Raw genomic sequence first — 15,143 nt, 5'->3', positions numbered from 1 at the left:
CAGCCGTCGGAGCCGCGTGCGGGAACGGGATGTGCTGCGCGGGCTGCCACGGTGCCTCCTGGTGCTGGTGTGTCGTGCGTCACAGCCTGCCCTGGGAGGTGGGTGGCGGACAAGACCCCCGGCCGGGGGCCGGCCCCCTCAGGTCTCCCGGACGCCGGCGCGCGCGGCGAGGCGGCGCACACCGCGACGGTGCAGCAGCCACCCGCCCCCGATCAGCAGCACTCCCGACGCCAGGAACGCCAGGTCCCAGCCCAACGGGCCACCGAGGTCGTCGCGGACGTGGTGGATGCCGAGGAGCTGGTGGTTGATCAGCCCCTCGACGAGGTTGAAGATCCCCCACCCGACGAGCACGAGGCCGAAGTGGAAGCTCCAGCTCGGCGCCAGCCGGTCGCGCCGCCAGGCGACGAGGGCGGTGATCGTGCCGGCGAAGGCGAGCACCCAGGTCGCGGCGTGGAAGAGGCCGTCGGCCAGCGTGTTCACCTCCAGGGCGGCGAGCGTCGTCGGCTCCTCCACGGCGCTCACCATGTGGTGCCACTGCAGGATCTGGTGCAGCACGATCCCGTCGACGAAGCCGCCGAAGCCCAGCCCGTACAGCAGCCCGGTCGCCCGGTCGGGCATCCGCCGGGAGCGCCGGCCGGTGGTGTCGCGTGCGGTGGCCATGGCCGCTGCGCTACCCCGTGGCCACGGGCGCACGCGCGGGACGCATGCTGGTCGGCATGAGCAGCGACCACGCCGCCGGCCGCGACCAGCACACCGGGCGGGCGCACGCCGTCCTCCGCAGCACCGCCGACCTGCCGGCGCCCTGGGCCGCGGTCTGCGGCGCATCGGTCGGCGTCATCCAGGGGAAGTGGGACGGACCCCGGGGCCTGGGCTCGGCCGACCCCTGCCCCGAGTGCCGCCGCATCACGGGGACCTGACGCCGCTCCTCCCCGGCGTTGCCGCGCGGTTCGTCGGCGTCTGTCCGGATCGTGGTTCTGTTGGGCATAACGGTCGCCCTGCGGTGCGGCACGCCTGCCGCGTCGGCGGCGCCGGACCCCGCGGCCGGCCGGGGCGGCGCCGCCTGTGCGTCTGCTGGGTGGTCCGCGTGTGCGCGGGCGGCCGCCGGCCGCGCCCGGCAGACTCCGGGGTGGCCCCGCTCACCCGGTCGGGCCCGGGTCGGAGGAAACCGGATGGACGTGCAGGAGTCGGGTTCCGCGGTGGGCGGGAACGCGGCGGTGGGACTGGGCCAGCGGGAGGCCGAGGCCCGGCGACGGCGCGGCGAGGCCAACGTCAGCGTCCGCGCGTCGTCCCGCGGCTACGCGCAGATCCTCCGCACGAACGTCTTCTCGTTCTTCAACGTGATCCTGTTCGTCATCGGCGCGGCACTGCTCGCCCTCGGCCGGTACAGCGACGCCTTCACCAGCGTCGGTCTCGGCCTGGTCAACGCGACGATCAGCGCCGTGCAGGAGATCCGGGCCAGGCGGAAGCTCGACCGGCTCCAGCTGCTGCACCGCAGTCTGGTGACGGTCGTGCGCGACGGCACGCACGTCGAGGCGCCGCCGGAGGAGGTCGTCCGCGGCGACGTCGTCCACGTCCGCCCCGGCGACCAGCTCGTCGTCGACGGGCCGGTCCTCGACGGTGGCCGGGTGGACGTCGACGAGTCCCTGCTGACCGGGGAGTCCGAGCCGCTGCAGAAGGGGCCCGGGGACGACCTGCTGTCGGGCAGCTTCTGCGTCGGCGGCGAGGGGTACCAGCTCGCGCGTGACGTGGGCGCCGCCAGCTACGCCGGCCGGCTGACCGCCGACGCCCGCCGGTCCACCACCGACCGGACACCCCTGCAGCTGCGCATCGAGTTCGTGGTCCGGCTGGTGATGCTGCTGGTCGCCCTGATGAGCGCCACCATCCTGTTCCAGGCCGCGCTGGAAGGCCTCTCCCTGGTCCGGGTGGTGCAGACCACCGCGGTGCTCTCCGGCCTGGTCCCCTACGGGCTGTTCTTCCTCGTGGCCGTCGCCTACACCGTCGGCGCGGCCCGGAGCAGCGGGCGGGGCGCTCTCGTGCAGCAGACCAACGCCGTCGAGTCGGTCAGCCACGTCGACGTCGTCTGCACCGACAAGACCGGCACCCTGACGACCGGCCGGCTGGCCCTCGCGGAGGTGCACCCGGTCGGCATCCTCGACACCGCGGCGGCCGGGGAGCTGGTCGGCTCCCTGGCACGCAGCACGGCGGCGCCCAACCTGACCACCACCGCGCTCGCCGACTCCCTGCCCGGCCGGGCGTGGACGGTGCACGAGGAGATCCCCTTCTCGTCGTCGCTGCGGTGGAGCGCCGTGCGCGCCGACGACGGCGTGCACGTCCTCGGCGCGCCGGACCGCCTGGCCCCCCACCTCTCCGGGCCGCCGCTCACCGAGGCGGTCGGCGCGCGGACCGACCAGGGGCTCCGGGTCCTGGTCGTCGCCCGCGCCGCCGCGCACGCGCCGCTCCGGGACGACGCGGGGCGCCCCCGCCTGCCCGCCCTCGAGCCGGTCGCCCTCGTGTCCCTCGCCGACGAGCTGCGCCCGGACGTCCCGGAGACGATCGCCCGGTTCGCCGGCGGCGGGATCGACCTCAAGGTGGTGTCGGGCGACGACGCGCGGACGGTCGCGGCCCTGGCGCGGCAGGCCGGGCTGGACGCCGGGGTGCCGGTGACCGGTGCCGAGCTCGACGGGATGACGGACGCGGAGCTGGACCGGCTGGCCGTCCGGGCGACGGTGTTCGGCCGCATCGCGCCCGAGCAGAAGGAGCGGCTGGTCGACGCACTGCGCCGGCAGGGACGCTACGTCGCCATGATCGGCGACGGGGTGAACGACGCCCGGGCTCTCAAGCGGGCGCACGTGGGCGTGGCGATGGGGAGCGGCAGCGCCGTCGCCCGGGACGTCGCCGACATCGTGCTGACCGAGGACTCCCTGGGGGCGCTGCTGCCCGCCCAGCACGAGGGGCGGCGGATCATCGACGGCATCGGGACCTCGATGCAGGTCTTCCTGTCCCGGGTCGCCACGCAGGGCCTGGTGATCCTCGCTGTGACGATGCTCGGCCTGGGGTTTCCCTACTCACCGGCGAACGTCGGGCTGACGCTGCTCACCGTCGGCGTCCCGACGCTCTTCCTCACCGCATGGGCGCGACCGACGGCGCCGGACCCGGACCTGCTCCCGAACCTCGGGCGGTTCGTCGTCCCGGCAGCGGTGGTGACGGCCGCCGGCGGCGTCGCGCTCTACGCCTACCACTACACCTTCCTGTTCGAGGGGCTCGGCCGCACCGGCACACCCGCGGAGGTGCTCGCCGCGTTCGAGCGCTACACCGGGCTCTCCTCCGACGACGTGGGGTTCGCCGAGGCGGCGGCCACGATCGGGGCCCAGACCGCGCTCTCCACCTTCGTCTCGTTCGCCGCGTTCCTGCTCATCCTCTTCCTCAAGCCACCGAACCGGTGGTTCGCCGCCTGGACGCGGCCGGACGGCGACAAGCGCCCGGCGATCCTCGTCGCCGGGCTCGCCGCGGTGTTCACCGGCGGTCTGTTCGTCCCCGCGGTCAGCGACTACTTCGGCCTCACGGGCGCCGCCGACCCGGTGTTCTTCACCGTGCTGCCGGCCCTGGTGCTGTGGTTCCTCGTGCTGAGCGCGGCCTACCGGTTCCGGGTGCTCGAGCGCGCCCTGGGGCTGACACGCCCCGGCGCGGCTGCGCTCTGATCCGACGACGCCCGGGGCGGCCGCCCTGACCGGGGTGCGGGCGGAGGGTGCCGGGGATGCGGTCAGCACCTCACCTCCGGCCCGGCGACCGGCGCGCATCGACCGAATCACCGAGGCCCTGGGTGCTCCCCATGACCACCGCGCACCGGGCCGTGCCGGACGCCGCTGCGGTCACCGCCACGAGCACGGCCATCCGGCGGGAGGCGTCCCGGTCCGCCCCCCGACGAGAACGGCCACCGGACGGCAGATACCGGACGGCCGCCGCACGGCGCACTCCCTGTTCCCGTCAGAGGTCTTTCCTGCGGGACAACCGCCCGGGCGATGAGTTTCCGGTCGAGGCGCCGTCTGAGGCGGTATGACGATGACGACGAGAGTGTTGAGTGTCTCCGTTCCGGTGGCTGACCAGGACGCCGCGCTGAGGTTCTACACCGAAGTGCTGGGCTGCGAACTCCGCACCGACGTGGAGGTGTGGCCGGGCGCGCGGATGATCGAGGTCGCCCCGCCGGGCTCGAGTGTCGCCCTGGTGCTCCTCCCCCCCGACAGCACGATCCCGATCGCGATCCGATTGGGCACCTCCGATGCTCAACGGGCCCACGACAGGGTCCGCGAGGCCGGCGCGACCCTGCACAACGAGGAGCTGGTGCGGATGGAAGGGGTCCCGGCGATGTTCTCCTTCACCGACCCCGACGGCAACGGGCTGGTCTACCTGGAGGACTCCGACCAGAGCCAGCTCCGATAGGCCCGACAGCCCCCGCACAGCAGCGCGAAGGAGTACTCACATGGCAGATCCCCGCCCCCTGGACATCACGTTCACGGCCCGGCTGGGCAAGGTCCGACCGTCAGACACCTGGACCTGTGTCCAGCTGCCGGAGTCAGCACGGATCTTCGGGACCCGTGGCCTGGTGAAGGTTGCCGGCACCGTCGACGGGCACCCGTTCACCGGAGCCTTCATGGCCCTGGGAGACGGCACCCACAAGCTCCCGTGGCTGCGCCGATCCGCACGGCCATCGGCAAGGACGACGGAGACGACGTCGAGGTCCACCTGACCGAGCGACTGTCGTAGGCGAGCGATGCCTCAGGCGTGTCGAGCCTGCGGGTGGCGATCATCGTGGTCATGGTGGTGCAGACCCCACCCGCCCGCGGAGCTCATCGCCCGATCGGCCGGGGGCACCCGCGGCGGAGCTGATGCCCTGGACCGCCTGGCGCAGTCGAGCGGCGGCCCCGGCCGGCTCCGGTTGGCCGGCGTCCAGCCAGGTCAACACGGCGGCGATCGTGACCGTCGGGGCCAGCCGTGCAGCCCACCGGGCCCACCCCGGATCGGGGATGGAGGGGGCGAGGTGGTCGTGTGCCGTGGCGGTCATCTCGGCGGTGAACACGTCGACCTCGGCGCGGAAGGCCGGCTCCCGCGCCGCGTGGTGGAACAGCAGCCGGAACCCGTCGGGATCGCCGGCCGCGGCGGTGAGCAGGTCGTCGATGATCCGCTCGGTGTAGGGCGGGTCGCCCACGGCCGCATGCAGCCGTGCCCGCGCGCGTTCCAGCACCGCCCGGTAGAGGTGGGCCTTGGACTCGAAGTGCCGGTAGAGGATGGCCCGGCTGATTCCTGCCGCGGCGGCCACGCCGTCCAGGGTGGTGTCCTCGAAACCGGCGGCACCGAACGCGCTCGTGGCCGCCGCGAGGATCTGCTCTCGCCGCTCGGCGCGCGGAAGTCTGCGCCCCGGAGGCGTGCTGGCCACGGCGTTCACCCCACCACTGTAGACGTAGGCATGTATACCCTGGCGTCGACAACTGGTTGACCGGGGGGAGCGGACATGGCTGCGACGGCGGACGACCGTGTCGTCCAGACCGTGGTCGTCGGCGCGGGCCAGGCCGGCCTGGCCGTCGGTTTCCACCTGACCCGCCGTGGCCACGACGTCGTCCTCCTCGACGCCGCCGACGCCGTGGGCGACAGTTGGCGGGAGCGGTGGGACTCGCTGCGCCTGTTCACCCCGGTCGGCTTCGACTCGCTGCCGGGCCTGCCCTTTCCCGGCCGGCGCTCGGACCATCCGACCAAGGATGCCGTGGCTGACTACCTGGCCCGCTACGCCGAGCACTTCGAGCTACCGGTGCGGCTGGGCACCCGAGTGCAGGCCGTGCATCGCGCAGGTGCGGAGTTCGTGGTCTCCACCGACCGTGGGCGCTGGCGGGCCGGCGACGTCGTCATCGCTACCGGCGCACACCACAGACCGTTCGTCCCGACCTTCGCCGCTCACCTGGACCCGGGGTTGGTCCAGGTCCACGCGGCGCACTACCGCCGTCCCGCTCAGCTGCCGGCCGGTGCGGTCCTGGTGGTGGGAGCGGGCAATTCCGGGGCCGAGATCGCCCTCGATGTGGCGACCGACCCCACGGAGCAGCGCACCGTACATCTGGCCGGACGCGACGTCGGGCACATCCCGCACCTGGGGCCGTGGACCTTCCAGGTGCTGCAGCGCCTCGGCCGCCTCGGCGCCGTCCTCGCCCGACGCGGACTGGGTGGGCACGGCGATCCCCTCGGCCGCGTCCGCCCCGAGCAGCTGGCGACCGCGGGCGTGCAGCGACACCCTCGGGTCACCGGCACCTGTGACGGGATGCCACTGCTCGCCAACGGTCGCACCCTCGCCGTCACCGCTGTCGTCTGGGCCACCGGCTTGCGCCCCGACTACAGATGGCTGCACCTCGACGTCCTCCACTCGGACGGCCGGCTGCGTCACCGCGGCGGGGTCGTCGACGACTGCCCCGGCCTGTACGCGGTCGGGCTGCCCTACCAGCGCTCGATCACCTCCCACCTACTCGGGGGTGTCGGTGCCGATGCCCGCCACGTCGCCGACCATCTGCTCGCACGAGACAGGCCCGACCAGCGCGCTCTGCCCCGCTGATCGATCGTCGGACGGTGAGTGCGTCGCCGGAGGCAGTACGCAGCTCGTTGCTGTACTGGTCGACCCGGAGCACGGCAGAGGCGGGCCGACCTCGTGGTCGGCCCGCCCCTGACCTGCGACGTCATACTGTCGGGCTGACAGGATTTGAACCTGCGACCCCTTGACCCCCAGTCAAGTGCGCTACCAAGCTGCGCTACAGCCCGCGTGCCGCCCGCCTCCCGGGACTTCCCGGGCCGCGAACAACCGCCCGAGAAGGTTACCGCACGGCCACCGAGGCCCGTGACGGTGGTCAGCCGCGCTTGCCGTCCTTGTCCCGGCCCTCGCGGACCTTCACCGAGATCTCGATGGGTGTGCCGTGGAAGCCGAACTGCTCACGCAGCTTCCGCTCCAGGAACCGGCGGTAGCCGGCCTCCAGGAAGCCGGTGGAGAAGACGACGAACCGCGGGGGCCGGATGTCGGCCTGCGTGACGTACTTGATCTTGGGCGCCCGGCCGCCGCGCGCCGGCGGCGGGGTCTCCTGCACCAGCGCCCGCACGAAGGTGTTGAGCTCGGCCGTGGGCACCCGGGTCTCCCAGGAGGCCAGGGCGGCCCGCAGGTGGTCGGCGAGCTTGCTGACGCCGCGGCCGGTGGCGGCGGAGATGTTGACCCGCGTGGCCCACTTGACCCGGGCGAGCTCGCGCTCGATCTCGCGCTCCAGCTGGTAGTGCCGGTCCTCGTCGAGGGTGTCCCACTTGTTGATCGCGATGACCAGCGCCCGGCCGGCCTCGACGACCTGGCTGATCACCCGCTGGTCCTGCTCGCTGATCACCTCGTCGGCGGCGAGCAGCACGACGGCGACCTCGGCCGCCTGGATCGCCGCCTCGGTGCGGAGGCTGGCGTAGTACTCCATGCCGCTGGCGGTGTTGACCTTCCGGCGCAGCCCCGCGGTGTCGACGAACCGCCACTCCTCGCCACCGAGCGTGACGATCGAGTCGACCGGGTCGACCGTGGTCCCGGCGACGGAGTCGACGACCGAGCGCTCCTCCTTGGCCAGTCGGTTGATCAGGCTGGACTTGCCGACGTTGGGCCGGCCGACCAGCGCCACGCGGCGCGGCCCGCCCTCCTCGTCCTGCTCGCGCGGCGCCTCGGGCAGTGCGTCGAGGATCAGGTCGAGCAGGTCGCCGCTGGCCCGGCCGTGCAGCGCGCTGACCGCCTGCGGCTCCCCCACGCCCAGGCTCCACAGCTCGGCGGCGTTGGCCTCGCTGCGCTCGTCGTCGACCTTGTTCGCCACCAGGATCACCGGGCGGTCGCTGCGCCGGAGCACGCGGGCGGCCGCCAGGTCGGTCTCGGTGGCGCCCACCTGGCTGTCGACCACGAGGACGATGACGTCGGCGGTCTTCATGGCGTACTCGGCCTGCCGGGTGATCGAGGCCCCCAGGCCGGCGGCCTTCGGGTCCCAGCCACCGGTGTCCACCACGGTGAACCGCTTGCCGTTCCACAGCGCCTCGTAGGCGATGCGGTCCCGGGTCACGCCCGGGGTGTCCTGCACGACGGCGGCGCGCCGGCCCAGAACCCGGTTGACCAGCGTCGACTTGCCCACGTTGGGCCGGCCGACGATGGCCACCACCGGGAGCGGCGCGCCCTGCTGCTCGGTCACGACCGCTGCCCCACGGCGACAGCGGACTCGGCCAGCGCCACGATGCGGTCGACGACCTGGGCCTGGGAGAGCTCGCTGCTGTCGACGACGACGGCGTCGGCCGCCGGGCGCAGCGGGCTGTCGGCCCGGCTGCTGTCGTACTCGTCCCGGCGGCGCAGGTCGGCGGCGAGCGCCGCGATCTCCGCCGGGTCGGTGACGCCCAGCTGCCCCGCGCGCCGCTGCGCGCGCACCTCGGGTGCGGCCGTCAGGTAGATCTTCAGCGTGGCGTCGGGCAGGACGACGGTGCCGATGTCGCGGCCCTCGACCACCACGGCGTCGGCCCCGGCCACCAGGGCCCGCTGCTGGTCGACCAGCTGCCGGCGGACGGCGGGCACGGCGGAGACCGCCGACACCGTCCGGGTCACCTCGGCGCCGCGGATGCGCGCGGCGACGTCGGCACCGCCGACCTCGACCCGCTCCGTCCCGGCCTCGGTGCCGACGACGATCCGCGCCTCGGCGACGGTGCGGGCCACGGCCTCGGCGTCGTCGGGATCGATCCCGGCGTCGAGCACGGCGACGGTGGCCGCGCGGTACATCGCGCCGGTGTCGAGGTAGGCAGCGCCCAGCCGGGCGGCGACGCCACGGGCGACGCTGGACTTGCCGGTCCCCGACGGGCCGTCGAGGGTCACCGACCCGCGGAAGGGGGTCTGGGGGGTGGTCATGTGCTCCTGCTCGGTCATGGGGCCTGCTCGTGCATGGGGTCGCGGTCGCCGGGCCCGCTCACTGCGCGATGTCCCGCCGCAGCGCCACGGCGCCGCGCAGGTAGACGTGCTGGATCTCCGCCCGCGGCTTCGGCGTCTCGACGTGCGCCATGAGACGGAGCACGCGTGGCAGGGCGTGGGGCACGGCGATCTCGGTGGCGCACATGAGCGGCACGCCCCCCATGCCGAGCTCGCGGGCAGCCAGCGCCGGGAACTCCGAGACGAGGTCGGGGGTGGCGGTGAACAGGATGCTGATCACGTCGTCGTGCTCGAGCTCGTTGCGGTCGAGGACGGCGGCCACCAGCTCGCGGGTCGCCTCGAGCACCTGCTCCCGGTCGTCGGCCTCGACCTGGGTCGCGCCCCGGATGGCTCGGACGGCCATGCACTCTCCTCGCTCGCGTTCCCCCGCCTCCCGGGGACCCCACGAGTCTAGGGAGCGCCCGCCACCCCTTCTCCCCCGCGCGCGGCGGGCCCGGCCCGACGACCCGCGTCCGGGCCGCCGGGCCGGGGGTCTCAGCCGCCCAGCCGGGCGCCGGTGCTCCTGTCGAACAGGTGCACGTGGCCGGGGCGGGGGCGCACGTGCAGCAGCTCGCCCTTCCGCGGCGGGGTGCGCCCGTCGACGCGGGCGCAGAGCAGCTGCTCCTCGTCCCCGGCGGTCGTCCGGCCGTAGACGTAGGCGTCGGCGCCGAGCTCCTCGACGACGTCGACCTCGACCGCGAGCCCGGACCGGGCCACCTCCAGGTCCTCCGGCCGGACCCCCAGGGTCACCACCGCGTCCGATGTCCCGCCGAGCACCTCCCGGCCCACCGGGTGCACCTCGTCGCCGAAGGACACACCACCGTCGACCACCGGCAGCGTGAACAGGTTCATCGCGGGCGAGCCGATGAACCCGGCCACGAAGACGTTGGCCGGCCGGTCGTAGAGGTCGCGCGGCCGGCCCACCTGCATGAGCAGCCCGTCCTTGAGCACCGCCACCCGGTCGCCCATCGTCATCGCCTCGGTCTGGTCGTGGGTGACGTAGACGGTGGTGATGCCCAGCCGCCGCTGCAGAGCGGCGATCTGGGTGCGGGTCTGCACGCGCAGCTTCGCGTCGAGATTGGACAGCGGCTCGTCCATGAGGAACACCTGCGGCTGCCGGACGATCGCCCGCCCCATCGCCACCCGCTGCCGCTGCCCGCCCGACAGCGCCTTGGGCCGGCGGTCGAGGTACGGCTCCAGGTCCAGCAGCTTCGCCGCCTCCCGCACCCGTTCGGCGATCTCGGCCTTCCCCTGGCCCGCCATCTTGAGCGCGAAGCCCATGTTGTCCGCGACCGTCATGTGCGGGTACAGCGCGTAGTTCTGGAACACCATCGCGATGTCGCGGTCCTTGGGCGGCACGTCGGTGACGTCGCGGTCGCCGATGAGGATCCGGCCGTCGGTGACGTCCTCGAGACCGGCGAGCATCCGCAGCGACGTCGACTTGCCGCAGCCCGACGGGCCGACCAGGACCAGGAACTCGCCGTCCTCGATCTGCAGCTCCAGGCCGTCCACCGCGGGTCGTTCGGCGCCGCCGTAGACGCAGCTGGTGTGCTCGTAGGTGACCGAGGCCATGGGTTTCCTCTCGCGAGCGGCGGCCGGGCTACTTGCCCGCGCCGGCGGTCAGGCCGCTCAGCAGGTAGCGGCGGCCGACCAGGTACAGGACGAAGATGGGGACGACCGACAGCGTCACCGCTGCCAGGAGAGCGGGGACGTTGGTGCCGAACTGGCCCTGGTAGTCCCACAGGCCCAGGGTCAGCACCCGCGTGCTCACCGACTGGGTGAGGACGAGAGGGAAGAGGAAGCCGTTCCACGCGGTGAGCGAGGTGAACACGGCCACCGTGGTGATCGCCGGCTTGGCCAGCGGGAGGACGAGGTGGCGCAGCGCCTGGAACGGCCCGGCGCCGTCGAGGGTCTGCGCCTCGTACAGCTCCTTGGGGATGTCGCGCAGGCTGTTGGTCATCACCAGCAGGGCCACCGGCATCGCGAAGGCCGCCGTCGGCAGGATGACCGCGAGCAGGGTGTCGTACAGACGCAGCTGGGTGATCATCAGGTACACGGGGATGATCGCGGCCTGCGCGGGGATCGCCAGCCCGACGAGCATGAGCGAGAAACCCCGCTGCACCACGCGCCCGGCGTTGCGGGCCACGGCGTAGCCGGCCGGGAGCGTGAGCCCGACGACGATGGCGATGGTGGCCACCGTGACGATCACCGTGTTCAGCAGGTACGTCGGGAAGTCTCCGGAGAGGACGGTCTGGTAGTTCTCCAGCGTCGGGGCCGGTGGCAGGGCCAGCGGGTTGTCCGACAGGTAGTCCGACCGGGTCCGGAAGCTGGCGGCGACCAGGAAGTAGAGCGGGACGGCGACGAGCGCCAGCCAGACGGTCGCGAGCAGCCCGGCGAGGACGTTGGGGCGGCCGTGGGCCCGCCGCCGGTTCCGGATCCGCCGCCGCTGGCGCTCGGGCACCTCCGGCACCGGTGCGATCGGCGAGGGCGGCGCCTCCGCTGTCCGCACGCCCACCGCACCCGAGCGGCCGCCCGTCATGTCGTCGCCGCCCAGCGGCGCCCGGTCGCTCACATGCCCTCCTGCTGGCTCTGCATCTTGCGGAAGCCGGTCGCCGTGGTGACGGCGAGCGACAGGCCCGCGCCCAGGACCAGCAGCAGCACCGCGATGGCGCTGGCGTAGCCGAACTCGAACCCGCTGAACCCGGTGATGTACATGTGCAGCGGCAGGATGCGCGTCGCCGTCCCGGGCCCGCCGCCGGTGAGGATCAGGATGGTGTCGAACGTGGTCACCGAGCCGACGAGCATGAGGACCGTCGAGGTGACGACGGTGTACTTCAGCAGCGGCAGGGTGATGGTGAAGAACTGCCGGTAGCGACCCGCGCCGTCGAGGGTGGCGGCCTCGTAGAGGCTCTGCGGCACCTGGCGGGCGGCGGCTTGGTACAGCAGCGTGTGGAACGGGATGTACTGCCAGCTGATCACCCAGACCACGGTGTAGACGACGAGGTCGGTGTCGCCCAGGAAGTTGAACCGGTCCAGCAGCGGCAGCCCCTGGGTGACGCCGAAGTTCGGGTCCAGGACCGCGGCCCACAGCAGGGCGATCGCCGCCGTGGACAGCAGCAGCGGCAGGAAGAAGATCGAGCTCAGGACGGCCCGGTTGCGCTGGCGCCCGGCCGCCCAGACCCCGATCAGCATCGCGATCGGGGTCTGGACGACCCAGGTCAGCACCATGAACAGCAGCGTCAGCCGCAGCGAGGCCCACGCCCGGCCGTCCTCGACCAGGCGCGTCCAGTTCTGCGTCCCGGAGAGCTCGGGGAACCCGAAGCCGTTCCAGGACGTGAAGCTGAGGTAGACGACCAGGACCATGGGCAGCACGGCGAACGCCCCGAAGAACGTGACCGCCGGTGCGAGGTACCAGCCCGAGGGCCGGTCCTGCCGGGTGATCGCCATCCGTGGTGCCCCTGTCCTGGTGCGCTGTGCCGTGTCGTGCATGGTGCGGTGCCGGGCCGAGGCCGGGTCAGACGCCCGACATCGCGTCGACGAAGCCCTGCGGCGTCTGGTTGCCGAGGAAGAACTGCTCCAGCTGGGTCAGCATCTCGGTGGCCTCGTCGGCCGGCAGGTCCTGGTCCCAGGACAGCTGGAAGTTGTCCGCCTCGGCCGTCGCGTCGTAGATGAACGTCGCGTAGTCGCCGTTCTCGGTCTCCGCCAGCTGGTCGCGGATGCCCTGCACCGGCGGCACGTCACCGGCCTCGATGAGGTCGGTGATGTACTCGTCCGAGGTGAGCTCCGTCCGCAGGTACTCGCGGGCGGCCTCCTTGTGCTCCGAGGAGCTGGTCAGCGAGTAGAAGTTCGACACGTTGCCCACCAGGTTCGACGGGTCACCGGCACCGCCCTCGATCGCCGGGAAGGTGGCCCACCCCAGGTCACCGGCCTCGACGAACTCGGGGCTGTCGTTGAGCTGGTTGGTGTACTCCCACGAGCCCATGAGGTGGAAGCCGGCGTCGCCCTGGGCCAGGATCGTGGACGCGCCACCCACGTCGTAGCCGACCGAGGCGAAGTCCTCGCCGAAGGCGCCGCGGTCGATGAGCTCGCGCAGCATCGTGAGCGATTCGAGGACGGCCGGGTGCTCCCAGGCGCCCTCCTCGCCGTCCCGGATGGCCTGGAAGACCTCCGGGCCGCCGACGCGGTCGAGGATGTACTCGATCCACATGAGCTCGGTCCACGCCTGGGTTCCGGCCAGGGCGATGGGCGTGACGCCCGCGGCCTTGAGCGTGTCCACGGCGGCGAGCAGCTCGTCCCAGGTCTGGGGCACCTGGACACCGGCGGACTCGAGCACGGCGTTGTTGTAGAAGAGCATCACCGGCTGCATGCCGCGCATCGGCAGGCCGTAGTTCTTCCCGTCGAGCTCGGCACCGGCGAGCACGCTGGGCAGGAAGGCGTCCCGCAGCTCGGGGTCGTCGTCCAGCAGCCCGGTGAGGTCCTCGACCTGGCCGGCGTCGACGTACTCCTTCAGGTTGCCGCCGCCCCAGTTGAAGAAGAGGTCCGGGGCGTTGGGCGAGCCGAGGGCGACCCGCAGCCGCTGCTTGTAGGGGTCGTTGCCGAACGTGGCGAGCTCCAGCTCGCCGGCGTCGGAGTTCTCGTTGAAGCGTTCGATCGACGCTTCCTCGATCGGGTTGAGGGCCGCGTCCTCGAGGGCCCACACCTGGCCGGTGCCGCCCTCGCCACCCCCTCCACCGGGACCGGAGGAGCCGCAGGCCGCGACCAGCGTGCCTGCCAGGACCAGAGCGCCGGCCTGAGTGGCCACGCGGGTCAGACGCCGGAGGGACATCCCACCGCCACCTTCCTGTTTCGTCGTTGAAAACCGAAAGTTTCGAGCAGTTGCGAGAATGTAAGCCGCGTCACGAAGGGTGTCAACGGGGCCGTCACCGCGGCGTTATGAACGCTCGCCAGCAGCCCCGGTGGCGCCGCGGAGGACGACGGGCTAGCGTCCGAGCCACCCGCGCGGGCTACCGCCGCTCCGAAACTTTCGATACCATCGCCGCTCCTGTCACAGTGATGCGCACCACTGGGCGGGTACCGCCGGCGCAGGTCCGGCGGGTTCGGCCCCCGGCGCTCACCCTCAGGAGGACGGCAGTGGCGACACCTCAGCTCGGCCGGCCGACGCTGGCCAGCATCGCGGCCGCGGCGGGCGTCTCGCTGCCCACGGTCTCCAAGGTGGTGAACGGCCGCCAGGACGTCTCCCCCGCCACCCGGGCGCACGTCCTCGCCCTGCTCGAGGAGCACAACTACGTCCCCGTGGCCCGCAGGTCCGCGAGCCCGGCCCGCCCGCTGGTGGACGTCGTGTTCACCGCGCTGGACAGCCCCTGGGCGGTGGAGATCCTGCGCGGGATCACCGAGAGCGGGCTGGACGTGGTGGTGGGCACCCTCGCCCGCGACCCCGGCGCCGACTGGGTGCAGGCCCTGATCAACGGGGGGCGGCAGGGCGCGCTCGTCGTCACCTCCCGGCTCACCGCCGCCGACCAGCGGCGGCTGGGCGGCTCGCACCTGCCCGTCGTCGTCATCGACCCGGTCGACATGCCGGGCCAGGACGTGCCCAGCGTCGGCGCGACCAACTGGGCCGGCGGGCTGGCCGCCACCGAGCACCTGGTGGAGCTCGGCCACCGGCGGATCGCGGTGATCGGTGGGCCGGAGGCGTTCCTGTGCAGCCGCGCCCGCATCGACGGCTACCGGGCGGCGCTGGAGCGCGCCGGCATCGGCGTCGACCCGGACCTGGTGCGGCACGGCAACTTCCACCACGAGGGCGGCTACGAGCAGGCCCGTCTGCTGCTCGAGCTGCCCGACCCGCCGACGGCGATCTTCGCCGGCAGCGACGAGCAGGCCTTCGGCGTCCTGGAAGCCGCCCGCCAGGCCGGCCTCTCGGTGCCGGCCGACCTCTCGGTCGTCGGCTTCGACGACCTGCCCATGGCGCGCTGGTCCTCGCCCCCGCTGACGACCGTGCGCCAGCCGCTGGCCGACATGGGCCGGATGGCCGGCCGCATGCTGCACGACCTCATCACCGGGGGGCAGCTGGACACCCAGCGCATGGAGCTGGCCACCCACCTGGTCCCCCGCGCCTCCACCGCAGCGCGCCCGCGCTGACCACTCACCGCACCCCTGGAGCCAC

General features: G+C 73.0%; 15 protein-coding genes and 1 tRNA gene. 6 read left to right on the top strand and 10 right to left on the bottom strand.

What is annotated here, in order from left to right; translation table 11 throughout:
* Window positions 1-138: 138 nt before the first annotated feature.
* Window positions 139-660 carry a DUF2243 domain-containing protein gene (locus tag ACI79K_RS15015; protein ID WP_456600076.1) on the bottom strand — a complete coding sequence of 174 codons (522 nt, stop codon included), beginning with the start codon at window positions 658-660 and terminating at the stop codon, window positions 139-141.
* A 56-nt stretch (window positions 661-716) separates the two neighbouring features.
* Here ACI79K_RS15015 and ACI79K_RS15010 point away from each other — a divergent pair, with 56 nt between their 5' ends.
* The 4 genes from ACI79K_RS15010 (at window position 717) to ACI79K_RS14995 (ending at window position 4,744) form a co-directional block, all read left to right on the top strand.
* Window positions 717-917, top strand: a complete 201-nt coding sequence (locus tag ACI79K_RS15010; protein WP_456590823.1) for a hypothetical protein — start codon at window positions 717-719, stop codon at window positions 915-917.
* A gap of 252 nt (window positions 918-1,169) precedes the next feature.
* The gene (locus ACI79K_RS15005; RefSeq protein WP_456600075.1) at window positions 1,170-3,698 is read left to right on the top strand and encodes an HAD-IC family P-type ATPase; all 2,529 of its coding nucleotides are present in this window, start codon (window positions 1,170-1,172) and stop codon (window positions 3,696-3,698) included.
* Window positions 3,699-4,053: 355 nt separating this feature from the next.
* Window positions 4,054-4,437, top strand: a complete 384-nt coding sequence (locus ACI79K_RS15000) for a VOC family protein (protein ID WP_456600074.1) — start codon at window positions 4,054-4,056, stop codon at window positions 4,435-4,437.
* 40 nt (window positions 4,438-4,477) lie between these two features.
* Window positions 4,478-4,744: a DUF1905 domain-containing protein gene (locus ACI79K_RS14995; RefSeq protein WP_456600073.1), complete on the top strand. Its 267-nt coding sequence runs from the start codon at window positions 4,478-4,480 to the stop codon at window positions 4,742-4,744.
* A gap of 66 nt (window positions 4,745-4,810) precedes the next feature.
* Here ACI79K_RS14995 and ACI79K_RS14990 read toward each other — a convergent pair whose 3' ends face one another.
* On the bottom strand, window positions 4,811-5,440 hold the full coding sequence (locus ACI79K_RS14990) for a TetR/AcrR family transcriptional regulator (RefSeq protein ID WP_456595687.1): 630 nt from the start codon (window positions 5,438-5,440) through the stop codon (window positions 4,811-4,813).
* Between the two features lie 66 nt (window positions 5,441-5,506).
* On the opposite strand from ACI79K_RS14990, the gene ACI79K_RS14985 reads away from it, so the two are divergent.
* Entirely contained in the window at window positions 5,507-6,589 is a 1,083-nt protein-coding gene (locus ACI79K_RS14985; RefSeq protein WP_456600072.1) for a flavin-containing monooxygenase, read from the top strand.
* A 129-nt stretch (window positions 6,590-6,718) separates the two neighbouring features.
* On the opposite strand, the gene ACI79K_RS14980 is transcribed toward ACI79K_RS14985, so the two are convergent.
* From ACI79K_RS14980 to ACI79K_RS14945, 8 genes are all read right to left on the bottom strand, one after another.
* Window positions 6,719-6,792, bottom strand: a tRNA-Pro gene (locus tag ACI79K_RS14980).
* A gap of 86 nt (window positions 6,793-6,878) precedes the next feature.
* Window positions 6,879-8,225, bottom strand: coding sequence for a ribosome biogenesis GTPase Der (der, locus tag ACI79K_RS14975; protein ID WP_456600071.1), 1,347 nt, complete (start codon window positions 8,223-8,225; stop codon window positions 6,879-6,881).
* The gene (gene cmk, locus ACI79K_RS14970; protein WP_456590778.1) at window positions 8,222-8,944 is read right to left on the bottom strand and encodes a (d)CMP kinase; all 723 of its coding nucleotides are present in this window, start codon (window positions 8,942-8,944) and stop codon (window positions 8,222-8,224) included. Before cmk ends, der begins: the two co-directional genes overlap by 4 nt.
* 40 nt (window positions 8,945-8,984) lie before the next feature.
* A complete protein-coding gene (aroH, locus tag ACI79K_RS14965) occupies window positions 8,985-9,347 on the bottom strand; it encodes a chorismate mutase (RefSeq protein ID WP_456595690.1) in 363 nt (120 codons plus the stop codon).
* Between the two features lie 131 nt (window positions 9,348-9,478).
* Complete coding sequence (locus ACI79K_RS14960) at window positions 9,479-10,555, bottom strand: ABC transporter ATP-binding protein (protein ID WP_456590776.1); 1,077 nt, start codon at window positions 10,553-10,555, stop codon at window positions 9,479-9,481.
* A 28-nt stretch (window positions 10,556-10,583) separates the two neighbouring features.
* A complete protein-coding gene (locus tag ACI79K_RS14955) occupies window positions 10,584-11,555 on the bottom strand; it encodes a carbohydrate ABC transporter permease (protein WP_456600070.1) in 972 nt (323 codons plus the stop codon).
* The gene (locus ACI79K_RS14950) at window positions 11,552-12,430 is read right to left on the bottom strand and encodes a carbohydrate ABC transporter permease (RefSeq protein ID WP_456590774.1); all 879 of its coding nucleotides are present in this window, start codon (window positions 12,428-12,430) and stop codon (window positions 11,552-11,554) included. The genes ACI79K_RS14955 and ACI79K_RS14950 overlap by 4 nt, the downstream gene beginning before the upstream one ends.
* Window positions 12,431-12,497: 67 nt before the next feature.
* Window positions 12,498-13,808, bottom strand: coding sequence for an ABC transporter substrate-binding protein (locus ACI79K_RS14945; RefSeq protein ID WP_456590773.1), 1,311 nt, complete (start codon window positions 13,806-13,808; stop codon window positions 12,498-12,500).
* A gap of 305 nt (window positions 13,809-14,113) precedes the next feature.
* Between ACI79K_RS14945 and ACI79K_RS14940 the strand changes: the two genes are divergently transcribed.
* Window positions 14,114-15,118, top strand: coding sequence for a LacI family DNA-binding transcriptional regulator (locus tag ACI79K_RS14940; RefSeq protein ID WP_456590772.1), 1,005 nt, complete (start codon window positions 14,114-14,116; stop codon window positions 15,116-15,118).
* The last annotated feature ends 25 nt before the right edge of the window (window positions 15,119-15,143 follow it).

This window comes from Blastococcus sp. SYSU DS0616 (assembly GCF_054051015.1).
The sequence above is the reverse complement of the archived record's forward strand: the minus strand, read 5'-3'. Positions and strand labels throughout refer to the sequence as shown.